The 24,658-nt window shown below is 50.8% G+C and carries 16 protein-coding genes and 1 pseudogene; 5 read left to right on the top strand and 12 right to left on the bottom strand.

The features are described 5' to 3' along the window. Positions 1–31 precede the first annotated feature (31 nt). From hpt to tnpA, 8 genes and pseudogenes are all read right to left on the bottom strand, one after another. Positions 32–574 (bottom strand): hypoxanthine phosphoribosyltransferase, encoded by a 543-nt coding sequence (gene hpt, locus ACTQ1O_RS07615; protein WP_441486757.1) that lies wholly within the window; start codon positions 572–574, stop codon positions 32–34. Positions 575–749: 175 nt separating this feature from the next. Continuing rightward, positions 750–2,372 carry a tRNA lysidine(34) synthetase TilS gene (gene tilS / locus ACTQ1O_RS07610; protein ID WP_441486756.1) on the bottom strand — a complete coding sequence of 541 codons (1,623 nt, stop codon included), beginning with the start codon at positions 2,370–2,372 and terminating at the stop codon, positions 750–752. A gap of 141 nt (positions 2,373–2,513) precedes the next feature. Further along, complete coding sequence (locus ACTQ1O_RS07605; RefSeq protein ID WP_441486755.1) at positions 2,514–2,927, bottom strand: septum formation initiator family protein; 414 nt, start codon at positions 2,925–2,927, stop codon at positions 2,514–2,516. A gap of 281 nt (positions 2,928–3,208) precedes the next feature. Then, positions 3,209–3,448: an RNA-binding S4 domain-containing protein gene (locus tag ACTQ1O_RS07600; RefSeq protein ID WP_441476437.1), complete on the bottom strand. Its 240-nt coding sequence runs from the start codon at positions 3,446–3,448 to the stop codon at positions 3,209–3,211. A 182-nt stretch (positions 3,449–3,630) separates the two neighbouring features. Further along, complete coding sequence (locus ACTQ1O_RS07595; RefSeq protein ID WP_441476442.1) at positions 3,631–3,945, bottom strand: HU family DNA-binding protein; 315 nt, start codon at positions 3,943–3,945, stop codon at positions 3,631–3,633. A gap of 280 nt (positions 3,946–4,225) precedes the next feature. Next, on the bottom strand, positions 4,226–5,572 hold the full coding sequence (locus ACTQ1O_RS07590; protein WP_441486754.1) for a CCA tRNA nucleotidyltransferase: 1,347 nt from the start codon (positions 5,570–5,572) through the stop codon (positions 4,226–4,228). Positions 5,573–5,794: 222 nt separating this feature from the next. Next, complete coding sequence (locus ACTQ1O_RS07585) at positions 5,795–7,120, bottom strand: IS200/IS605 family accessory protein TnpB-related protein (RefSeq protein ID WP_441486753.1); 1,326 nt, start codon at positions 7,118–7,120, stop codon at positions 5,795–5,797. Positions 7,121–7,136: 16 nt separating this feature from the next. Beyond that, a pseudogene (gene tnpA / locus ACTQ1O_RS07580) lies at positions 7,137–7,564 on the bottom strand (IS200/IS605 family transposase). Positions 7,565–7,788: 224 nt separating this feature from the next. Between tnpA and proS the strand changes: the two are divergent. The 5 genes from proS (at position 7,789) to ACTQ1O_RS07555 (ending at position 14,373) form a co-directional block, all read left to right on the top strand. Continuing rightward, positions 7,789–9,228: a proline--tRNA ligase gene (gene proS / locus ACTQ1O_RS07575; RefSeq protein ID WP_441476435.1), complete on the top strand. Its 1,440-nt coding sequence runs from the start codon at positions 7,789–7,791 to the stop codon at positions 9,226–9,228. Between the two features lie 473 nt (positions 9,229–9,701). Beyond that, positions 9,702–11,936, top strand: a complete 2,235-nt coding sequence (nrdD, locus tag ACTQ1O_RS07570; protein WP_441486752.1) for an anaerobic ribonucleoside-triphosphate reductase — start codon at positions 9,702–9,704, stop codon at positions 11,934–11,936. Between the two features lie 521 nt (positions 11,937–12,457). Next, complete coding sequence (gene nrdG / locus ACTQ1O_RS07565) at positions 12,458–12,982, top strand: anaerobic ribonucleoside-triphosphate reductase activating protein (protein WP_441476433.1); 525 nt, start codon at positions 12,458–12,460, stop codon at positions 12,980–12,982. A 232-nt stretch (positions 12,983–13,214) separates the two neighbouring features. Then, positions 13,215–13,673 carry a Fur family transcriptional regulator gene (locus ACTQ1O_RS07560; RefSeq protein WP_441476432.1) on the top strand — a complete coding sequence of 153 codons (459 nt, stop codon included), beginning with the start codon at positions 13,215–13,217 and terminating at the stop codon, positions 13,671–13,673. A gap of 121 nt (positions 13,674–13,794) precedes the next feature. Then, positions 13,795–14,373 carry a ferritin family protein gene (locus ACTQ1O_RS07555; protein ID WP_441100462.1) on the top strand — a complete coding sequence of 193 codons (579 nt, stop codon included), beginning with the start codon at positions 13,795–13,797 and terminating at the stop codon, positions 14,371–14,373. Positions 14,374–14,505: 132 nt separating this feature from the next. On the opposite strand, the gene rsmA is transcribed toward ACTQ1O_RS07555, so the two are convergent. From rsmA to ileS, 4 genes are all read right to left on the bottom strand, one after another. Next, positions 14,506–15,411 carry a 16S rRNA (adenine(1518)-N(6)/adenine(1519)-N(6))-dimethyltransferase RsmA gene (rsmA, locus tag ACTQ1O_RS07550; RefSeq protein WP_441486751.1) on the bottom strand — a complete coding sequence of 302 codons (906 nt, stop codon included), beginning with the start codon at positions 15,409–15,411 and terminating at the stop codon, positions 14,506–14,508. 104 nt (positions 15,412–15,515) lie between these two features. Further along, positions 15,516–18,548 (bottom strand): hypothetical protein, encoded by a 3,033-nt coding sequence (locus tag ACTQ1O_RS07545; RefSeq protein WP_441486750.1) that lies wholly within the window; start codon positions 18,546–18,548, stop codon positions 15,516–15,518. An 83-nt stretch (positions 18,549–18,631) separates the two neighbouring features. Then, positions 18,632–21,130 (bottom strand): glycogen/starch/alpha-glucan phosphorylase, encoded by a 2,499-nt coding sequence (locus tag ACTQ1O_RS07540; protein ID WP_441476538.1) that lies wholly within the window; start codon positions 21,128–21,130, stop codon positions 18,632–18,634. A gap of 259 nt (positions 21,131–21,389) precedes the next feature. Further along, positions 21,390–24,581 carry an isoleucine--tRNA ligase gene (gene ileS / locus ACTQ1O_RS07535; RefSeq protein ID WP_441486749.1) on the bottom strand — a complete coding sequence of 1,064 codons (3,192 nt, stop codon included), beginning with the start codon at positions 24,579–24,581 and terminating at the stop codon, positions 21,390–21,392. Between the last annotated feature and the right edge of the window lie 77 nt (positions 24,582–24,658).

Raw genomic sequence — 24,658 nt, 5'->3', positions numbered from 1 at the left:
AAAAATTTCGTTATCGTGATGCCCGCGTCAGTTACTGCGCGTCCCCGTCATCAAAAGAAATGACACCGATGTACGGAAGATTTCTGTACCTCTGATCGTAATCAAGTCCGAATCCGACGACAAAATTGTCCGGAATCTGGAATCCGGAGTACTCCACATTCACATCCGGCACGACGCGCCGCTCCGGCTTGTCGAGGAGCGTGCACAGACGAATGCTGTTCGGCTTTCTCTTCTTGAAAATCTGCAGGAGATAGCTCAGCGTTCTTCCGGAATCAATAATGTCCTCCACAATCAGCACATCCTTGCCCTCTATGCTCTGGTCCAGATCCTTCACAATCTTCACAATCCCGCTGGAAGAGGTTCCCCCGCCATAGCTGGAAACCGACATGAAGTCCATGGTCACCGGGACGGTGATCTTCTTCGCCAGATCACACATGAATACCACTCCGCCCTTCAGGACGCAGATCATGGTGATTGTCCTGCCCTCGTAGTCCCTGCTGATCTGCGCGCCCAGCTCGGCAACTCTCTGCTGTACCTTCTCCTCCGGAATCAAAACCGATACCTTCTCGCTCATTCGAAAATCCTCCTATATAAAATTATCATTATCACACTATTTCCCGCTTTATCCGGACAACCGTCTCATGCCTTTCCCGGACAGTCGTCTCGTGCCCTCCCGGACAGCCATTTGCCTTTTGCTTTTTCCGGACAATCGTCTGCTTTCCGGACTTTTCTTCGTCCGTCCACCTTCCTCATTGGCATGTCATCTCCTCCGCGGTGATCTCCAGGATATTCTTTGTTTTGTCTGTAATCCTGCAGTCCCCGCTGATTCTTCCTCCGACCACCCAGAAAATCCGCTGGCCGGATGCCAGAAGAGGAATTTCTCCACGTTCATCCCGCGGAATTTTTTCATTTATAAAGTATTCCTTCAGCTTCTTGGTCTGCCCGGTATCCGTGACAGCAATCCGGTCTCCGGCAAACCGCGTTCGGAATACGATATTGTTCCCTATTTTATCATAGTCGAAGTACTTCGTATACCGATTTAGCGGTATTTTCTTCTCTGCTCCCGGGTATCCCCGCATTCGCCTGCAGGTAAACTTCCATCCCCTGAAGAAAAAGGTTCCTTCTCCCGTCACCGGTACAGCCGCGCTCTTCGCGAGCTCTGCGCCCGCGCCTGAAAGATCAGCGCTCTCACAGGAACAATCCGCACCCGGGCCTGAAAGGCGCGTGCTTTTATGGGAAAGCTCTGCGCCCCCGCGCACAAGACGGATTCCGTCATATCGCCGAACTGCGCGGACGCCGTAAGGAAGATCTGCTCCCTTTCCCACAGACATGCCGAACAGCTCGCGGAGCTGCCGCAGCTGTTCGCGCCCGAGGTTCTTTTTTCTTCCGGACACCATCTCCAGAGCATCCATCAGAATATAGCGCTGTATAACCTCTGCTTCCTGCATCACCGCGTCCTTCAGAAAAACAATGACGCCGCCATCGCTGTTCGAACCCACCTCCACCAGTCCGGATTCCCGCTTTCGCGCTTCCGCATGAAGGTATTCATCCGCCTCTGCCGCATCCTCGGCCAGCTCGCGAATGTGACGCACCGCCTCCGGATTCAGATGCTCTTCCAGATACGGAATCACCCGTTGTCTCAGACAGTTCCTGCTGTATTCTTCATCCAGGTTCGTCGCGTCGGTCCGCCAGCAGATGTTCTGTTCCTGAAGCCACTCCTCAATCTCCCATCTGCGTACAAACAAGAGAGGATGTATCACCGTCAGTTCTTCCCTACGCGCGTCTTCCCATGCACCACCGATCCTGCTGACCGGACGGATGCCTGCGAGCCCTGCCAGAGAACTTCCGCGAACAGCCTGAAAAAGTGCGGTTTCCGCGAGATCATTTGCGTGATGCGCCAGCGCGATCTTCACTCCTTCTGCCGCACCCCCGCGACCGCGGACTTCTGTTACCCTTCTTCGTTTCGGATTATCTGCACGCTCACCTGTCTCTTCCGACAAGAATAGCCTCTCCGCCTTACCCACAGCATCCCGGAACGCCTGCTGTCGCAGAAGCCGCCCGGTTTCCTCGAGTCCCCTCTTTTCCCGCCTCGCGATTTCCGTGACCGGAAAAGAATATACATACAGAGGGATCTTTCTTTCACGGCAGATCGTTCTCACATATTCCTCATCCGCATCCGCATCCGCGCCTCTGATGTTGTGATTCACATGCACAGCCGCCAGATGGAAACTTCTCTTCTCCCTTAAAGCGTCCAGAACCAGAAGGAGACAGACGGAATCCGCACCGCCGGAAACACCGGCAATCACCACATCTCCCTCATCGATCATATGGAATCTGCGGATATAAGCATCCGCCTCTCTTATCAGATCCATCTGTTCACTCCCGATCCGCCGTCATTGAAAAAAACTATATCCTCTGAATCGGATATCGCATCCCATAATGTCCGGCTTTCTTCTTTTTATCACTGAAAAAAGCCATATCCGCAGAATCGGATATGGCTCCCGGTCATCTCATCAGTAGCCGGTACCACCGTAAGCTGTATCTCCGCCGGCATTCTCGGTCCCGGATTCCTGATCTTCCGAGGATGAAGAAGATGACGCAGATGAAGAAGAATCTGAAGGAGCAGATGTGCCGCTGTTTGCTCCGGCCGTATCCGATTCCCGGAAAATAATCTCTCCGTCCTTGATCAGGCCAAGTTTATCCTTCGCTACCTGCTCCTTGTAAGAATCGCTCTGTATATATTCCGACTCGCTGCGGATTTCCTCCGTGCGCTTCTGTTCCTCTTCGTTCTCCTTCTTGAGCTCCTCTATCTGAGTATTGCCCTCGGCAATTCTGCTGCTGAGCCTGGCACTTCCCGCCATCAGCGCGATCATCAGCGCGACCACCACAGCAATGATACACAACATTGTTTTTTTATTCTGACGCATTCCGGTCCCCTGTCACAGAAATATATGGTATCCCTTTCGTGCCGCTCTCGCGTCACTTCAGAATGATATCCGCTTTCATCATACCCGCTCCCCTCGAACCGCCAGGCAGTCCGCTTAACATTCCCTCGCTTGCCTTGCATTCCGCAAAACCAGGGATAGTTACCGAAACCACAGGCAGCCTGTTTAACACTTCCCGCGCCGCCGGTCACCCGCATTTTCAGAGAACTTATACGAAGTATAGCAGTCCGTTTTTGAAAAAGCAAGATTTCCCGGGCACGACATCAGACGTACTCATACGTCGACTGTGCGTCCTCCTTTCGGACGGTCTCCTGGACACTCAGCACCCGCACTGAAACTGTCTTCTCGCCGAAGAGGATGTCGATTCTGTCGCCTGCCTTTACCTCTGCGCTCGCTCTTGCCGTCTTCCCGTTCAGCAGGACGCGCCCCGCGTCACAGGCTTCATTCGCGACGGTTCTCCGCTTGATCAGTCTCGATACCTTCAGATATTTGTCTAATCTCATGGCATTCCTTTCTGTCTTCTGTTATCCTGCTCCGTTTTCAAAGAAACGCAAACTGTATATAAGAGTCATACGGGCACTGCCCGAACGACACGATGGGACTGCTGCATGGATCAGCCATGCTGCAGTCCCACCCTGTCATTTCACCTGTATAACGCTCTGCAACCGTTCTTCAGCAGCTGCTGTTATTTGATCATATCCTTCAGAGCTTTTCCTGCCTTGAACTTCGGAGATTTGGATGCTGCAATCTCGATGGTCTCACCTGTCTGAGGATTTCTTCCGCTGCGCGCTGCTCTCTCAGATACTTCGAAGGTTCCAAATCCAACAAGCTGCACCTTATCTCCGTCCTTTAACGCTTCTGCTACAGTATCAATGAATGCGCCAAGAGCTTTCTCAGAATCTTTTTTCGAAAGTCCCGTTTTCTCGGCGATTGCTGCCACTAATTCGGTTTTGTTCATGTAATACTTCCTCCTAAAATTTACAATATATGGTCTTTTTATACTATCAGACGCCTGATTTGTCAAGAAAATCCAAGTGTTTCAAGCATCCTCAAGAGTTTACTTTATACCATCCTCCGGCTTCTGACAACCGCCTTTTTGTTTTTTCCCGATTGGCACAGGATTTTTCCTGCGCACGGATTCGCGATCTCTGTCTGAATTTAAATTTCTCGTCATGATCAGGGCATTTTTTGAAAATCGTCTGAACTCACAGCCGCTCTCTCACCTGCATTTTCAGTACAATAAACCGCCATGCGATACATCATGCCACATGCTGTACAAGCTACCGATTGCTCCGTTCTTCGGACGATCCCGTACAGAAGCCGAGAAGAAATTCCCGATTGTTCTTCTCCGGATCATCCAGCACAAGCTCCAGTGCCTTCTGGAGACAGACGCCGATCTCCGGTCCCTTCGGAATTCCTGCGTCGATCAGATCTCTGCCGTTAATCGCCAGGCCTTTCAGATCCACGCACTGATTCTCACTGATAATTTTTTCTCCGACCTGAGCCACTCCGATCACACGGCGAAGCTTCTCCTCGCGCTTCCACTCGCTCTGCGCCATGGTATCGGCGTCCTGTACCCTGATGAAGAGAGGAAAAAGATCCTTCCCTACCTTATTGATAAGATGACGGACCTGCTTCTCATCCGGCTTTACTCTCCAGTCATGATAGATGATGAGCGTCCGCACCTGGCGGATGGTGTCGTTGTCCATCTTCAGCCGCCGCATGATCTTCACAGCCATGGCAGCGCCCTTCTCTCCGTGCCCTTTGAAATGATCAATTCCATTTGCGTCTGTCGTTCTGCATGCCGGTTTTCCTACGTCATGAAGAAGCATCGTGAAACGCAGAATTCTGTCGTTTTTCACCTCCGCCATGGAGACGAGAGTATGCTCGCCGACGCTGTACATGTGATGCGGATTGTTCTGCGGCGTTCGCATCATCTCATCAAATTCCGGAAGGATGATCCTTGTGATCCCGGCCTGATAAGCCACCTTCAGATACTCCAGGTGATCTGATGTAATCAGCTTCGTAAGCTCCGCGCAGATGCGCTCTGCACTGATCTTCGCCAGATTCGGAGCCAGCTTTACAATTCCCGCGATCGTCTCCGGATCAATTCCGAAATTCAGCTGCGCCGAAAAACGAACCGCACGCAGGATCCGCAGAGCGTCCTCTGAAAAACGTTCCTCCGGGTTTCCTACACAGCGGATGCACCTGCGCTGCAGGTCATCCATTCCTCCGTAGAGATCAATCAGACCCTCTTCCTCATTGTATGCCATCGCGTTGATGGTGAAATCCCGGCGCTTCAAGTCCTCCGGCAGACTCGCCGTGAAGGTAACGTTCTCCGGATGACGGCTGTCCTTATATGTACCGTCAATCCGATAAGTCGTCACCTCATGCGCCCTGCCGCCCACAAGCACCGTCACCGTTCCATGCTCGATTCCGGTATCCACCGTCTTCACAAAAATCCGCTTCACCTGCTCCGGGAGGGCCGACGTCGTGATATCCCAGTCCTCCGGCCTTCTTCCCAGAATGGAATCACGCACACATCCGCCTACGATATAAGCTTCATATCCCTTTGCATGCAGGCTGTCCAGAACCATGCGGACAGTCGCCGGTATTCTTATCTTCATACTACGCAGTACCTTTCCACTCTCACTTCAGCTTTTTCGGAAATTCTCCGTCTGAACTTTTACCATCATAATCCGTTTTACAGCCTGATGCAAGCGAAGCGGTACCGTCAGCCTGTGAAGCCTCACACGACTAAAGTCGCGTGCTTCCTATTACAGCCTTATGGCTGCATCTGCTTTAAGCAGATGGACTACATTTCTACCATACAGCTAAAACTCAGATACTTATGCCGCTAAAGACATAAGCTCCGCATTCAAGCTAATTAAAGTAGAGAATGTGCAGGTGCTTCTCTTGGCAGACTGAGGAACTTTTGCCTCAATTGCCAACCTCGAACTCTCATCCAGGGATTTAAATATTTCACGTATAAAATATCTTGCTCCGATATTATAGGATGCAGATAAATCACAGTTGTAGATTTTACCGTTTTGGAACTTACAAAGTTCATATGTGTTAAATCCACCAGCCTTTCCACGAAGAACTATGCCGCTTCCATCATATGCATATTTACTTGTTCCCCATGCACAGATATGACTGATTCTCATTCCTAATCTGTGGGCTTTATTTGTAACAATAGATTGAACTTCCTGACTTCGCCACATTTTGAGCTTCTGTTTTTTGGAACCACGGACTTTGCCATTTTGGTCCAGATGTTCAAATACTATGGTATCTGCATTATAGAGAACTGCTATATCCATAATATAATTAGCGGTCTTTGATGCAATGCCGTGGTTAATACCTTTTGCTTTAGCCCATAATCTCGGAGTTTTGTAGTTTCCATGCTGCTGTGCCTTTTTGATACGATTAATGCTATGCATCAGAGAGTCTGTTTCTTTAGGGAGTTTACAAAAATGTCTCCCGAGAATAGTGCCATCCGAACGCATTACAGAAATAGTAGCGGCTGTATTTATGCCTAGGTCTACGGAAACAATGGTCTTATCATATATGGATACCTCTTTAAGTGTAGTGCTTTCTTCAAATGGGAAATCCAAAAACCACTCCTTGCCACGTTTTTGAAGAGTAGGAGCGCACTGTCTCCTGTTTTTGCAATACCTGTATATATAATCCATGTCTGTTTTACGAAGGGCTACAGTAATCCAGTCCCATGTATTACGGACATAGACTTTAATCTGTGCAGCATAATCATCTGTCTGGTTGTACATTACAGTTCGGTACATTGATGGAAATACATATCCTGCTTTGGGATATAACGGCTCTTTGCCAGCAGGGTTTCCCCTCCAATTAGCCAGATTGCTTTTATAAGAGGATACTTTTCCGATGGCGTCGTTAATTGCACCGCGGCGCATATAACTTGGCATTTTATAGAATCTTAAATCAAAATCGTATTCAGGACTTGGATTATCCTTCGTGGCATGAACAAGACTTTCGATATATGTAAGTCTGCTCTGTCCTTTGAAAGTAACAACGGTATCCCATTTATCAATACAGACAGCAATAAGATAATCTACGGCACGCCTGTATATAGCAACAGTATCTTTGAATATATGGTTGTAATGCTTAATCTTAACGCTGTAAGTTGTGTATATCCGCATACCGCAGACCTCCTTCCTATTTAATCTTCTGAGAATTGATGTAGTCTGTAACCTGTTTTAGACTTCATCACTCACAGTAGCAACAAAGTATGATGGATTCCATAAATGACCACCCCAAAGTTTTTTCTTGATTTCAGGATGGTTTAAAAATAACCACCTTGCTGTATTGCCTTTAAGCACTTTAACAGCATCCGATAGCCGAAGTTGCGGTTTACAATCCACAAGCAGGTGTATATGATCGGGCATAATTTCCATGGCAATGATATTCATGTCTAAAGATTTAAGTGTTTCGAGGAGATAATTTCTAATATCCGTCTCTATTTCACCTATGAATATGGACTTCCTGTACTTTGTAGCCCATACGATATGATATTGCAGGGAATATACATAACCTCTACCATATGTAACATCTTTAGGTATTGAAAATATAGTATCTTTATCCATATAAATATTACACCATATGTGCACTAAAATTTCAAGGAAATGCCACCTAACTCATGACTAAAGTCACGAGCGTGCGGTGGCAAAATCGTCAAACGAAGCGGTACCGTCAGCCTTGACAACCATTTCTATTGAGGTTAGAATTTATGCTGATTGCGTTCACGAAGAAACCGCAACCACATTAAGTACCGTTATGTACAGGATCGATAAATAATCAGGAGTTCACTATGGCAAAGGATAAAAAATTAGTAGAGCAAATCACGTCGATGGAAGACGATTTTGCGCAGTGGTATACCGATGTCTGCGTCAAGGCCGATCTGATCGGATACACCAGCGTAAAGGGCTGCATGGCGATTAAACCCGCCGGCTATGCGATCTGGGAAAATATCCAGAATAATCTCGACGCCCGCTTCAAAGCGACCGGCGTTCAGAACGTATATATGCCGATGCTGATCCCGGAAAGCCTTCTCAACAAGGAGGCGGAGCTTGTGAAAGGCTTCGCTCCGGAGGTTGCTTGGATCACCCAGGGCGGATCCGAGAAGCTGACTGAGCGTCTCTGTGTGCGCCCGACTTCCGAGACACTGTTCTGCGATTTTTATGCAAAAGACATCCATTCCCACAGAGATCTTCCAAAATTATACAACCAGTGGTGTTCCGTTCTGCGTTGGGAGAAGACAACCCGTCCTTTCCTCCGCTCCCGTGAATTCCTGTGGCAGGAGGGTCATACTGCTCACGCAACCGCAGAGGAATCGGAAGAGAGAACCGTTCAGATGCTGAACGTCTATGCCGATTTCCTGGAGCAGGATATGGCTATCCCTGTAATTAAGGGACAGAAAACCGAGAAGGAGAAATTTGCAGGCGCAAAGCACACTTACACCGTCGAAGCCATGATGCACGACGGAAAGGCCCTTCAGTCCGGCACCAGTCACAACTTTGACGACATCTTCGCAAAGGCTTACGGCGTACAGTTCACAGACAAGGACAATACCCTCAAGTATGTGCATCAGACCTCCTGGGGAATGACCACCCGCGTCATCGGAGCCATGATTATGGTGCACGGAGACAACAGCGGTCTCGTACTGCCTCCTCATATCGCTCCGGTTCAGGTCATGATCATTCCGATCCGCCAGGATGCCGAGGGCGTCATGGACAAGGCTCTTGAAGTAAAAACTGCCCTTGCCGCTGCCGGCGTCCGTGTGAATCTCGATGATTCAGAGAAGAGTCCCGGCTGGAAGTTCTCCGAGCAGGAGATGCGCGGCATCCCGATCCGTATCGAGCTCGGACCGAAGGACATCGAGAAGGGTCAGGCCGTTCTTGTCCGCCGCGACACCCGCGAAAAGACCATCGTCCCGATCGAAGAGATCCCGCAGCAGGTTCCCGTTCTGCTTGAAACCATTCAGGCTGACATGTTCCGCCGCGCAAAGGAGCACCTGGACACCCATATCTATGACGCGACTGATTATGATACCTTCTGCAAAACTGTTGCAGAAAAGCCGGGCTTCGTGAGAGCGATGTGGTGCGGTGATGAAGCCTGTGAAAACAAGATCAAGGCAGATACCACTGCTACCTCCCGCTGCATTCCCTTCAAGCAGATCCGGATCAGCGACCGGTGTGTATGCTGCGGAAAGCCCGCGAAGCACGAGGTTATCTGGGCAAAGGCATATTAATAAAGACTCATACCTGTTGCCTTCGAAATCGCATCCGGGCTCTTTCGCGCGCTTCGCGTGCGTCGAGCCTTTCTGCGTTTTCGAAGAGCTCTCTTTTATTACTCTGTATAAGCTTCGCGTCACTTCGCAGCTCCGCAGCTTCCGTGCCGCTAACAGGTATTCGGATTTCGCGCATTCGCGCTTCATCCTCATACCTGTTGCCTTCGAAATCGCATCCGGGCTCTTTCGCACGCTTCGCGTGCGTCGAGCCCTTCTGCGTTTTCGAAGAGCTTATACACTAAAAAACGCTGAATTTACCGGAGATTTCTTGTGAACTTTTTTCGCAAGTTTCCCCTTCACATTCTGCAAGTGTTAGGTTATTATAGTAGGGCACACAAGATGTTGTGCCCTACTTTTTGTTTTTAACAAAATATAGTACATTCAAACAGGCAGAGTTCCAGAATCTGTTTTTTCACTACCCAGGGGGATTAGAAATGGAAAAGAAAGTTACGACAAATGTCATTAAACGAAATGGCGAAGAGGTCACCTTCGACATTACGAAGATCTGCAACGCAATTGCAAAGGCCAACAAGGAAGTCGACAAGATTCATCAGATGAACCCGTATCAGATCCAGGCGATTGCTGACAATGTCGCAGACCGTGTCAGCCAGTCGCCTCACGCGGTCAATGTCGAGGACATCCAGGACATGGTAGAGACCGGAATCATGGAGATGCGTGGCTTTGAGGTTGCGCAGAAGTATGTCCGCTACCGCTATAAGAGAACGCTCGCGAGAAAATCAAACACCACAGACGATGGTATTCTCTCGCTGATCGAGCAGAACAATGAAGAGGTGAAGCAGGAGAATTCCAACAAGAACCCTGTCATCAACTCCACCCAGCGTGACTACATGGCCGGAGAGGTCAGCAAGGATCTGACAAAGCGTATTCTCCTTCCGGAGGATATCGTACAGGCGCATGAGGCCGGAATCATTCATTTCCACGACTCCGATTACTACGCGCAGAAGGAACACAACTGCGACCTGATCAACCTCGAGGACATGCTGCAGAACGGAACTGTCATCAGTGAGACTCTGATTGAAAAGCCCCACAGCTTCTTCACCGCCTGCAATGTCACCACACAGATTGTCGCTCAGGTTGCCTCCAACCAGTACGGCGGTCAGTCCTTTACCCTCGCCCACCTCGCGCCCTTCGTCGACATCAGCCGGCAGAAGATCCGCAAGGAGGTTATCGCCGAGCGTCAGGAGTGCGGAGAGGACATGGATGAGAAGATTATCAACCTCATCACGGAGCGCCGTCTTGCGGAAGAAATCAAGAGCGGCATCCAGACCATCCAGTACCAGCTCATCACTCTGATGACCTGCAACGGACAGGCTCCCTTCGTTACCATGTTCATGTATCTGGATGAGGTTCCGGACGGGCAGACGAGAACCGATCTCGCCGCCATCATCCGCGAGGTTCTGATCCAGAGAATGCAGGGTGTCAAGAACGAGAAAGGTGTATGGATCACCCCCGCCTTCCCGAAGCTGATCTACGTTCTGGACGAGGACAACATTCATCCCGACTCAAAGTACTACTATCTGACCGAGCTTGCGGCTAAATGCACCGCTAAGCGCATGGTTCCCGACTACATCTCCGCAAAGAAGATGAAGGAATACAAGAACGGTGATGTATATCCCTGCATGGGATGCAGAAGCTTCCTCACACCGGACAACGAAAGTGTACCGGAAGGTCTCTGCGACAACGACAACAAATCCGGATCCAGAAATCACATCGACGGAAAGCACAAGTACTACGGCCGTTTCAACCAGGGCGTCGTTACCATCAATCTTGTTGATGTGGCCTGCTCCTCCAAAAAGGATATGGACAAGTTCTGGGAGATCCTTGATGAGAGACTTGAGCTCTGTCACCGTGCTCTCCGCTGCCGCCACGAGAGACTGCTGGGGACACCTTCTGATGTTGCCCCGATCCTCTGGCAGTATGGCGCGCTCGCGAGACTGAAGAAGGGTGAAACCATCGACAAGCTCCTGTACAACAACTACTCCACCATCAGTCTCGGATATGCAGGTCTCTATGAGATGTGCGTATACATGACCGGAAAGAGTCACACCGACCCTGAGGCAAAACCGTTCGCTCTCAAGGTTATGCAGCACCTGAATGACAAGTGCGCCGAGTGGCGTGCCGCGGAGCACATCAGCTACTCTCTGTATGGAACCCCGATGGAATCCACCACATACAAATTCGCAAAGTGCCTGCAGAAGCGCTTCGGTGTGATAAAGGATGTCACCGACCACAACTACATCACGAACAGCTATCATGTCAACGTCCGCGAGAAGATCGATGCCTTCCAGAAGCTTAAGTTCGAGGCCGATTTCCAGAAGCTTTCCCCGGGCGGAGCCATCAGCTATGTCGAGGTTCCGAACATGCAGGACAATATCCCTGCCGTAATCTCCGTGATGCAGTTTATCTACGACAACATCATGTACGCCGAGCTGAACACCAAGAGCGATTACTGCGAGGTCTGCGGTTATGACGGAGAGATCCAGATCAAGGAGGACAAGCACGGAAAACTGATCTGGGTATGCCCGAACTGCGGAAACACCGATCAGAGCAAGATGTCCGTCGCGCGCCGCACCTGCGGATACATCGGAACCCAGTTCTGGAACCAGGGCCGCACACAGGAAATCAAGGACAGAGTCCTTCATCTGTAATCTGTAATCTGTGTTCTATAGTGCTGTAATATACAGTAACGCCATACGATAAATCGTGCCACACACTGTATAAGCTGCGGATTGCTCCGTGCTGCGCACTGTATAAGTCCCCGCGGCACGAGAACCGCTTCGCAGCTTCCGTGCCGCTGACAGATATAAGCTACGAATTGATTGAGACCGCCACACCAGCCACCTTCCATGAATATATGTCTCCCGCATGTGTCTCCGGCAGCATCTACTGCCCGACTCCGTCATCCGGAACACCAGAGCGGATCAGGCGACACACGGAATCATGGAAGCGGCCGGTGCGGCGGTCTCTTTTGCATCACACATCTTAAACGCGGGTGATCGCGGGGGTGATACGGAGTTGCCAGAGCTTGTGCCGGCATATGACAGCTTCTTTCAGCAGTATTTTTTTCGTCCGGAAAAATAATACGAAAGTTAATCCGTCAAACAATTCATCAGGTGTCAAAAATGTTTCTTAAAGAAAATGAACAAGTATTTACGAAAGGATTGTGTCTATGAATTACGCGAACATCAAGGAGTTTGATATAGCGGACGGCCCTGGCGTCAGAGTCAGTCTCTTTGTCTCCGGCTGCAGACACCACTGCAAAGGCTGTTTTAATTCCATGACCTGGGATTTCAATTATGGAACACCTTTTACCGAAGAAACCACGGAGGAGATTCTTGAAGCACTCAGACCGGATTATATCCAGGGTTTCACGCTGCTTGGCGGCGAGCCTTTTGAGCCTGAGAACCAGCAGGTTCTTGTCCGGCTTCTGAAGCGGGTCCGCGAGGCATACCCCTCCAAGGACATCTGGTGCTACACCGGCTACACCTATGATGTTGATCTGATGAAGGGCGGAAAAGTGTACACTGATGTAACGGAGGAGATGCTCTCCTATATTGATCTCATCGTCGACGGTGAGTTCATTGAAGCGCAGAAGGACGTCACTCTTCTGTTCCGCGGAAGCCGCAACCAGCGTCTCATCGGCCTGCACGGATACAAGGCTCCTGAGGAACGGAAGCACGATCGAAATAAGTGAATTCTTACTGTCGCTCACTTACACCAGGTAAGACAGACTTTTTGCAGACAAGGCTACGTTTTTTAAGATGCAGTGTATAATAAAAACAGAATTTTTGAATCACATCTGCATTGTAAAAGCAGAAATGTAGAAATGTAAAATTTTTTCAATTACCTGTTGACAACAAGGGAGGTAAGTCCTATACTATAAACAGTAATCGTTCTCATTATTATTTTAAAGAAAGGATAAAGGCATGGCAGTATTGAAACACAGCCGCCAGAGGGAGGCTATCTACAATAATCTCCAGCATCGCAAGGATCATCCAACAGCGGATATGATTTTTGCGGATATACGGAAGGAATTTCCGAATATCAGTCTTGGAACTGTATACCGTAACCTCTCCCTTTTATCTGATCTTGGCAAAATCCAGAAACTTGCCGCAGACGGTGTCGCGGACCGGTTCGACGGAAACGTCCTTCCGCACGATCACTTTATCTGCCGCAGGTGCGGAGCCATGACAGATATGGATTTTGTGGATACGGAACGGTTCAAGGAGGAAGCAGCCCGCCGCTTTGACGGCGAAATTGAAAGCTGCAGTATTGTTTTCTACGGGATCTGCGCAGACTGCAAGAAAAAGGAAGCGATGAACCTGTCTGAAGAAGAATACTCTTCTGAGACGCATCACCCCGTCGGGATTCAGCCCACAGCATAAGCTGTAACTCCAATAAGATTTGTTGTGTAATTGTTGCAGTTGGTTATGATGGTTTTTGTCCGATTACCCTGAGGAGGTAAAACGACAGCACAATTTTTCTTTAAGAAAGGTGGTAACTCAAATGGCTAAATGGAAATGTACAGTATGCGGACACATCTATGATGAAGAGGTTGAAGGCGTTAAGTTCGAGGATCTTCCTGCTGACTGGAAGTGCCCGACCTGCAAACAGCCGAAATCCAAATTTGTAAAGATCGATGAGACTGCTGAGCGCACATGGGCTGCCGAGCATGTAGTAGGCATTGCCGCTGACGTTCCGGAAGATATCAAGGAAGGCCTGAAGGCTAACTTCGAGGGTGAGTGCTCTGAGGTTGGAATGTATCTGGCAATGGCCCGTGTAGCATTCCGCGAGGGATATCCGGAAATCGGTCTGTACTATGAGAAGGCTGCTCATGAAGAGGCAGAGCATGCTTCCAAGTTTGCCGAGCTCCTTGGCGAGGTTGTAACCACAAGCACAAAGAAGAACCTTGAGCTTCGTGTAGAGGCTGAGTACGGCGCAACAGAAGGAAAGTTCGAGCTTGCAAAGAGAGCAAAGGCTGAGAATCTGGACGCAATCCATGACACTGTTCATGAGATGGCTCGTGATGAGGCAAGACATGGCAAGGCATTCGAGGGACTTCTGAAGAGATATTTCGGAGAATAATCCGAGAAAGCTGATATATAAACTCCCCGGCATCACATCTGAACGCTGCCAAGGCAGCGAACAGCTGATGCCGGGGAGTTTTTGTATTCGGAAATATGGTATTCTGCCAAAGGGTGCCAGGCAGCCAAAGATTTACCCATCTTCAGGGATATAGTGGTTTTCGGACAACGCGTCCGCAAGATCCGCAAATTGCTTCAGATCCAGTGCCTCGCCCCGGATGTTCTCCGAAAGCCCGCATTTCTCCATGGCAGATTCAATCTGTTCTCTGGAATAATCAAGCTCCCGGCTGTTTCTCAGTCCGTTGAAAAGCGTTTTTCTCCGCTGCGCGAAGGAGGCACGGATCAGACGGAACATCAGTCCTTCATCCTGTACCGGGACTCTTTCTTCCGCCAGGCGGCCGGTCAAACGGATCACCGCGCTACCTACGTTCGGCCTTGGCATGAAGCAGTTCGGAGGTACATTTGCCACAATTTCCGGTCTGGAATAATACTGAACTGCCAGTGACAGAGCCCCGTAATCCTTTGTCCCAGGGGATGCCTGCATCCGCTCCGCAACCTCCTTCTGGACCATGACAGTCACGGACTCCAGTGGAACCTTCTTCTCCAGAAGCTCCATCAAAATAGGGGTCGTAATGTAATACGGAAGGTTTGCCACGACCTTAACCGGCCTTCCACCGTTGTGCTCCTCCACAAAGCGGTTCAGATCGAGTGTGAGAATGTCCTGATTGATGACCGTCACATTGTCCCAGTCCGAGAGTGTGTCCTCCAGGATCGGTATCAGATTGCGGTCGATTTCCACCGCATACACCTCGCGTGAAGCATAGGCGAGGTACTGGGTCAGCGTTCCAATTCCCGGTCCGATTTCTATTACGCAGTCATCCCGTCCGATCCCGGCAGCACGAATAATCTTCTCCAGCACGTGCGGATCGATCAGAAAGTTCTGGCCGTATTTCTTCTGAAATCGAAAGCCATACTTCTGCAATATCTCAATTGTTCTGGCCGGCGTACCGAGCCATGGCTCTTTTCTTGATTCACTCAATTTTTCTATTCCCTGATAAAAACTACAGCATGACACTGTCTCTGCATGTAAGAAGCTGGCCGCGCCGGCTTCGTTTCCGGTGCGGCCAGAGATCCTCTGCCTGCTCAGGTGAGATTGAAATCCTTCTCCTGAAGCACAAGCCATTTATCTTTCTTGTTCTTCCTGCTTCTGCGCCGCTTCGCCGAAGAGCGGCCGATCGCCTTGTCAATCATGTCCTTCACAATGGAGATGGTCACAGGCTCTTCCTCAGTCTGCATATTGCCGATCATAGTGTAAAGCGCAAGAATCGCCATATCGTCGATCTTATAACCATTTTCTGTCGCATAGGTTCTGGCGAATGTGATCAGCTCGTCATTTGTGAAGACAGGAATGGAGATGACGCGGTCGAACTTTGCGGCAAAACGCGGATATTTCTTGAGAAACGCCCGCATCGCGACCTTCTCATCCTCGATGATAGTGATCATGCAGTCCGTCCGAAATTCCATTGCCTGGCTGAGCTTCTCAACGGTAGCCTCGTTCATTCCCGACACATCCTCGATGATGAAGAAGCCGCCTGCCATTCTGGCTACAACTCTTGCGGGATCCTTCTCATTCAGATCAGTGCCTCTGACTCTGGCAACCTTTGCTGCATCCATGCCGAGATCCTTGCACATCGCGACGACAAGTCCGTGTGTCAGACGGGTTTTTCCGGTTCCACGGGCTCCCATGACCGCGATATTGCCGTGAAGGGATGTCTTCTCGCCTGCGTGCTCATATACACAGCTGATCGCTTCCAGAATCTGAGCGTCCATTCCGGGGATTCTTGCAAAATATGTAAAGATCTTACGCTGTTCCTCATTCATCCGCGTCGGCTTTGCCCGGTTCATGATACGGATCCGGCGCTCCTCCGGAGTCTCTTCACTCAGGATCTTGTCGATTGAAATCGGTACAGTGTTAGCACCGATCGTATCCAGAGGTATCGTATGCGTATGAGAGGCTCTCTCCGCCTCACTAGGCTGCGGATCCGGAATCTCAAGTTCCTCGATGTAATGAATTTCCTTCTTCTTCGGTTTCGCAGAATCCGCGTCTGCTGAGGTGCCATCTGTTCTGACTTCTTCCGACGGTACGCTTCCGGTGCCTGCAGCTGCTCCTTCTGTCCCAGACCCGGTCTTCAATGTCTCCGGTGTGACCTCTCTGGACAAATCTTCTTCCTCAAGATCACGGAGCCGGATCCCGCCCGCCAGATTCTTCGACTTTTCTGTCTCCTCCGGTACTTCCTCTTCGACCGTCCCGGCCTCTTCCGGCGATTCTTCCTCGACCACTTCGGCCTCTTCCGGTGATTCTTCCTCGACCACTTCGGCCTCTGCCGGCGATTCTTCCTCGACCACCTCAGCCTCTGCCGGCGATTCTTCCTCGACTACCTCGGCCTCTGCCGCTGGTTCTTCCTCGACTACCTCGGCCTCTGCCGGCGATTCTTCCTCGACCACCTCGGCCTCTGCCGGCGATTCTTCCTCGACTACTTCGGCCTCTTCCGGTGATTCTTCCTCCACCACCTCGGCCTCTTCCAGTGATTCTTCCTCGACTACCTCGGCCTCTTCAAACCGGGTCCCGGTCTTAACTCCTGTCCTGTCAGAGACCTTCTCTTCCACTATCTCAGCCTCTGCTTTCGGAGTCTCGATTTCGACAGTCTCTGTCTCTTCCACAGGTACTGCATCTCTCGCAGCCCCATCCGCTTTCGTGGGAGCCTCTGCTTTTGCAGGAGCCTCAGCTTTCGCGATGCCTGCCTCTTTCACAGACGCTTCGGCTTTTGCATCACCTGCCGTCTCACTTTTCGCAGCTCCCGCTGCGATTTCGCTCGAGAAGGATCCCGCTGTCTCAGCGAGGAATGCATCCAGATTGAAATCTCCGGTGTCCATCTTCCTGCTGGTTCCTTCTCTGCGCGCCTTCTCAGCCGCGGCAGCCGCCGGCGTCAGTTTTCTCGCTGAAACAGAATTCTGCTGTTTCAATTCCGGATTATTCGACGGTCTCCCGCTTCCGCTGACACGCGAAGCCTGCGATCCGTCAGCGCTTCTCTCGAAGTCCGATCGCAGATCTTCATCTGAAGCTCTCTCTGTATCGGCTGTCCGCCCCGCATCTGAAGTTCTGCGGAGATCAGATCCCGCATGCTGACCCGAATTCCTTCTGGAATCTACGGTCGCATTCTCATCCTGATTTCTTCCGGAATCAATGGTCTCGCCCTCCTCTGCAAAGGAATGCATTACATGATGGAAGCCCTTCTCCAGTCTGTCCTTGAATTCCACGGCCGCGGACTCCGCCGGATGTTCCTGCTCCGAACGCTTTCCTCTTCCGGAAACCTGATTTTCTGACTCCAGAGAACCAGCGGCTTCCCCGCGATTTCTGTCATGCTTCACGAATGACGAGGATTCCGGAACTTCCCTTTCCTCTTCCTTAAATATCCCGGCTCTCGCGGAAGCATCTTCCTCTGTGCTCTCTGTATCCTCAGAAGCCACACCGGCACTCTGCTCCTGTTTCCGGCGGTTTGCCGCTGCCTTCATCCGGTTATAGTTCTGCTCCTGTGAAGGTGTCAGAGCCGCGTACTGCTTCTTGAGCTCCATGGCCTTCATGACATATCTGCCCTCGCTGAACCACAGAATCAGGTCGTCGCAGGTTTCCACGCATTTCTTTGTATCACCTGCCTTCGAATACAGGACGGCAAGCTCATAAGCCCATCGCTCGGTATACTCCCGTTCCTTGTATTCCTCCAGCACATCGATCTGTGCCTCCAGCGGCGCGCCCTTTGCCTTGAACAGCTTATACTGCAGAAGGCAGCGTGAATTGTCGTTTTTGGCGACCTTGGAAAACTCCCGGAAATATTTTTCCGCCTCGTCGATCTGGTTCAGACGGATGCAGACCTCTACCAGGCGGTACAGAATATTCCGCCCGATCGAAGCGCGGCTGTACGCCAGAACCAGAATATCCTTAGCGCTCTCATAGTCCTTATTTACTTCATATACATCTGCCACCATGTTCAGGGTGTTAATGCTCTTGACACGGCGCCAGTCAATCGAATCGACGATGCTCAGGGCGTTTTCATAATCCTTCTCCCTGACATAAGCCGTCAGTTCGTCTAATTTCTGATGATATTCCTCTTTATCCAAGGTTTATCGCCTCCCGTTTATCTTATCTATACTCCTTGAAATCCCTTATCCATGCGCTGCCTGCGCTCCCCGGGCACAACTGGTTATTCCGGTGAAACCTCTCCACGAAAATCAGATGATTTCACTTCGATCTTGTCAAGCTTCCAGATGTCATCGACATATTCCTGGATGGTGCGGTCCGAGCTGAACTTTCCAGAATGTGCAATATTCAGAATTGCGCTCTTGTACCACTCCTCCGAATTGCGGTACTTGGATTCCACGCGTTCCTGAGCGGCCGCGTAGGACTTGAAGTCCGCGAGAATGAAGTAAACATCTGCGCGGTTTCCGTTCTGCGGGTACAGAAGGGAATTGTAGATGTCCCGGAACATCTCCATGTCTCCGTTGGAATACATGCCGTTGATCAGCTGCATGAGAACCTGACGGATATCGGCGTCGTTGTTGAAATACTGCATCGGATCATAGCCGCCGTTTTTCTCATAATCGATGACCTGCTCAGCAGTCAGTCCGAAGATGAAGGCGTTATCCTCGCCGACCTCATCGACAATCTCTACATTTGCACCGTCCATGGTTCCCAGCGTCAGCGCACCGTTCAGCATGAACTTCATATTTCCGGTTCCGGATGCCTCCTTGCTCGCGGTGGAAATCTGCTCGGATACATCCGCCGCCGCAAAAATAATCTCCGCATTGCTCACGCGATAGTCTTCGATGAAGACAACCTTGATCTTGTTCTTGATGCTCGCGTCATTATTGATCACATCCGCCACATTATTGATCAGCTTGATGATCTTCTTTGCACGCTCATAGCCCGCACTTGCCTTTGCTCCGAAAATGAAGGTTCTCGGATAAAACGGAAGTTCCGGATGCTCCTTGATCTTATTGTACAGATACATCACATGAAGAATATTCAGCAGCTGGCGCTTATACTCATGCAGTCTCTTTACCTGTACGTCGAAGATGGAACGGGGATCGACCTCGATTCCGTTGTGCTCCTGAATATATTTTGCCAGACGAAGCTTGTTCTGGTACTTGATATTGCTGAATTCCGCCTGCGCCTTCTCATCATCCGCATAGATGGCAAGCTTGCTGATCGTGGACAGATCTGTTACCCACTCCTTGCCGACATGACCGGTTACCCACTCTGCCAGAAGCGGATCTCCGTGAAGCAGGAAGCGCCGCTGCGTGATTCCGTTTGTCTTGTTGGAGAACTTCCACGGATACATCTCATAGAAATCCTTCAGCTCACGTTTCTCCAGAATCTCGGTATGAAGCTTCGCAACACCATTTACCGAGAATCCGCCTACGATCGCAAGGTTTGCCATCCGCACCTGGCCGTCGTAGATAATCGCCATGCTGCGGATCTTCTCATCGCTGTTCTGCGGATACTTGATCTTGACTGCCTCACAGAACCTGCGGTTAATCTCCTCGACGATCTGATAGATACGCGGAAGCAGACGGGAGAACAGCTCGATCGGCCATTTCTCCAGAGCCTCGGCCATGATGGTGTGATTCGTATAAGCGCAGGATTTTGTCACAATCTCCCATGCCTCATCCCACTCCAGATGCTGCTCGTCCAGAAGAATCCGCATCAGCTCCGGGACTGTAAGCGTCGGATGTGTGTCGTTCATATGGAAGCACGCCTTCTCCGGAAGCTTATGAATATCATCATGTCCCTTCAGGAACTTCTTCACCGCGGTCTGGATGCTTGCGGAAACGAAGAAATACTGCTGCTTCAGGCGAAGCTCCTTGCCGGCCATATGATTGTCGTTCGGGTAGAGAACCTCGGTCAGCGTCTGTGCCAGATTCTCCTGCTCCACTGCCTTGTAATAATCACCCTTGTCAAAGGAATCCAGCGAAAAATCATTGATGGCCTCCGCATCCCAGATGCGCAGGGTGTCTACCACATTGTTGTTGTAGCCGACAATCGGAAGATCATAGGGAACGGCACGTACCGACTGATAGCCCTCCTGGTGGTAATAATTTCTGCCGGTCTTCTCATCGTAGTCAACCGCGACGTACCCGCCGAATTTGATCTCCTTCGCGTACTCCGGACGCTTCAGCTCGAAGGGGTAGCTTCCGTCCTTCAGCCAGTTGTCCGGCTTCTCAATCTGATAGCCATCCTTGATCTCCTGCTTGAACATGCCGTAGTGATAACGGATTCCGCAGCCGTAAGCGGTGTAGCCAAGAGTGGCAAGTGAATCCATGAAGCAGGCAGCCAGTCTTCCAAGTCCGCCGTTTCCAAGTGCAGGGTCTCTTTCTTCATCCTCGATGGCATCCAGATCAATTCCCATCTCATCCAGTGCCTGCTTCACCTCACCGTATGCGGTAAGCGCCAGAAGGTTATTGCCGAGATATCTTCCGGTCAGAAATTCCATCGACATATAGTATACGATCTTCGGATCATCCTTCTTCATGGTCTGCTGGGTCGCCATCCAGTTGTCGATAATGACATCCTTGACGACATAGCATACCGCCTGGTAGATCTGATGATTGCTTGCTTCCTCCAGAGTCGTCCGGAACAGTCTTCTGATCTCATCTTTAACTTCCTTCTTGAAATTATCTTTCTTGAATATCGGATTAAGCATTCTTTCCCCTTTCACTGAAAAAACACTGCCGGAGACTCACCGGCGTACCTACGGACAACGAGACAAACACACCTCGCGGGTTATCTTCTCCGCCGGCGCTCACCTCAACGAAACGGCCATACCATATATGACGCCATAAAATATGGTCTGACAGTTGTACAGACCCCCGCGTCTCTGTGCTGCTTCGCAGCTTCTCTGGCTTACCTGACGCTGATATGACATTAGGGAGTCCGGCAAATCCGGGCTCCCAGAAATATCCTTACTGTTTCTCGACACCCAGAGTGACTTCCTCAGAATTGATCTTCCAATCCTTGGTATAGCCGGCCGTCTCGCCGATCACGATATCATCGGCCAGAACGACTCTGGAGATCTTTTCTTTGTTCGCCTTCAGAATGTCCGCGATATGACGGTTGCCCTTTGCATAGACCTTGATGCGGTCCATAACCTCAAAGCCGGCTTCCTTACGCATCGTCTGAATCTTGCTGATCAGCTCCGCGACGAAGCCCTCCTCAATCAGCTCAGGAGTCAATGTGGTATCCAGCATCACGGTCACGCCCTGATCCGCCTGCGCCACATAACCCTCGGTCTGCGCGATATCAATGAGAAGATCCTCTCTTGAAAGAGAAATGCTCTGTCCGTCCACAGAAATCGTCAGCACACCGTTCGCGTTGAGTTCCTCTACCGCCTCTGCGCCGTCCAGCCCGGAAAGGGCCTTCCGGATGCCTCCGACCAGCTTGCCGTACTTCGGACCGACTGTCTTCAGTTGCGGCTTGATGCTGTACTCCACCTTCAGATCATCCGAGAATTCCACGGACTTTACATTCAGCTCATCGGTCACAATCTTGGTATAGAAGTCATCCAGACGGAAGTCCGCCTTGACATACATTCTGGAAAGCGGCTGACGGTTCTTGATTCCGGAAGCATTTCTCGCGGCACGTCCGAGCACGACGATCCTCGTGACCTCACGCATGTTCTGCTCAAGCTCCTGATCAATCCACGCCTCGTTCACGGTCGGATAATCGCACAGATGAATGCTCTCCGGAGCACTGCTGTCCACGCTGCGGACGAGGTTCTGATAGATGTCCTCTGTCATGAACGGAATCATCGGAGCCGCTGCCTTGCAGAGCTCGACAAGAGCGGTATAAAGCGTCAGGTACGCATTGATCTTGTCCTGCTCCATTCCCTTCGCCCAGAATCTCTCACGGGATCTGCGCACATACCAGTTGCTCATGTCGTCGACAAAAGACTCCAGACTCTTCGCAGCCTCCGGAATCCGGTACTGATCGAGATCCGCATCCGTCTCCTTGATTGTAGAATTCAGACGGGACAGAAGCCATTTGTCCATGACAGAAAGCTTATCATAATCCAGCTTATACTTTGTCGGATCAAAATTATCGATATTCGCGTAAAGCACCCAGAACGCATAGGTATTCCAGAGCGTTCCCATGAATCTTCTGGAATACTCCATCACAGCCTTGTCATGGAACTTGTTCGGAAGCCACGGCGCGCTGTTGATATAGAAGTACCAGCGGATCGCATCCGCTCCGAACTTGCGCAGCGCGGACATCGGCTCCACCGCGTTGCCCTTGGACTTGGACATCTTGTTGCCGTCCTTGTCCAGCACAAGGCCGAGCACGATTACATTCTTGTACGCAGGCTTGTTGAACAGCAGTGTGGACTCGGCATGCAGAGAATAGAACCAACCTCTGGTCTGATCCACCGCCTCGGAAATAAACTGCGCCGGGAACTCCCTCTCGAACAGCTCCTTATTCTCAAATGGGTAATGAAGCTGCGCATAGGGCATCGCTCCGGAATCAAACCAGCAGTCGATAACCTCCGGCACACGGTGCATCTCGCCTCCGCAGTCCGGACATTTGATCGTGAACTGATCCACATAAGGTCTGTGAAGCTCGGTGTGCTCCGCGTCCGGATTTCCGGTCAGCTCCGCGAGTTCCTTTCTGGAGCCGACACAGATCTGCTTTCCGCAGTCCGGACAGGTCCATACCGGAAGCGGCGTGCCCCAGTAACGGTTTCTCGAGATACCCCAGTCCTGGATATTCTCCAGCCAGTTTCCGAATCTGCCTTCTCCGATCGTCGGCGGGATCCAGTTGATCTCCTTGTTGTTCCGCACGAGATCATCCTTAACGGCTGTCATCTTGATGAACCAGGACTCTCTCGCATAGTAAATCAGAGGAGTGTCGCATCTCCAGCAATGCGGATAATCATGCTCTACCTTCGGAGCCGCGAACAGAAGCTTTCTCTCGGAAAGATCCTTCAGGACCTCGGGATCCGCGCTGACCGCACCCTCATCCTTCATCTCGTGCTCGGTCGGCTTGCAGCGCATTCCCGCGAACTTTCCGGTCTCCGGCTTCAGGCGGCCGTGATCGTCTACCATCTGAACAAACGGAGCGTCATACTTTCTCCCAACGCGGGCATCGTCCTCACCGAATGCCGGTGCGATATGAACGATACCGGTACCGTCGGTCATCGTAACATAATCATCGCAGTACACGAAAAATGCCTTCTTGTGCTGCTTCGCGGCCGCATCCGCCGCGCACTGATACAGCGGCTCGTACTCCTTGTATTCCAGATCCTTTCCCTTGAAGGTCTCAAGGATCTCGTATGGCTTTTCTCCCTCCTCCTTCGCGACAGGGCCGAGAACCTTGTCCAGAAGAGCGACAGCCATGTAATAGGTATATCCGTCCGCGCACTTCACCTTCGCGTACGCATCCTCCGGATTCACGCAGAGCGCGATGTTGGAGGGAAGCGTCCACGGCGTGGTGGTCCATGCCAGGAAATATGCGTCCTCGCCCTTTACCTTGAAGCGGACGATCGCAGTGCGGTCCTTGATGGTCTTGTAGCCCTGCGCAACCTCATGGGAGGAGAGCGGCGTTCCGCAGCTCGGACAGTAAGGAACAACCTTGAATCCCTTGTACAGAAGACCCTTCTTCCAGATTTCCTTCAGTGCCCACCACTCGGACTCGATATAATCATCATAATAGGTAACGTAGGGGTTGTCCATATCGGCCCAGAACCCGACCTTGCCGGAAAACTGCTCCCACATTCCCTTGTATTTCCATACGGATTCTTTGCACTTCTTGATGAAGGGCTCGATTCCGTAGGCTTCTATTTCATCCTTTCCCTCAATGCCGATTTCCTTCTCAACTTCCAGCTCAACAGGCAGTCCGTGCGTATCCCATCCGGCCTTCCGGGGGACCTCATATCCCTTCATCGTGCGGTATCTGGGAATCATATCCTTAATCACACGGGTCAGTACATGTCCGATATGCGGCTTGCCGTTCGCCGTCGGCGGTCCGTCATAGAACATATACATCGGGTGCCCTTCATTTTTCTTTACACTTTTCTCGAAGATCTGGTTCTCTTCCCAGAACTTCTCTGTTTCTCCCTCTCTCTCTACGAAGTTGAGGTTTGTATCGACTTTTCGGTACATATCAGTAATTTCCTCCTTTGGTTTACAATGTTTTCTCGTCACATGTAAAAAACCATATATGCCTTTCAGGCAATCTA

Origin of the sequence: Bilifractor sp. LCP21S3_A7 (assembly GCF_052118825.1) — a bacterium.
Classification (GTDB): Bacteria; Bacillota; Clostridia; order Lachnospirales; family Lachnospiraceae; genus Bilifractor.
The sequence above is the reverse complement of the archived record's forward strand: the minus strand, read 5'-3'. Positions and strand labels throughout refer to the sequence as shown.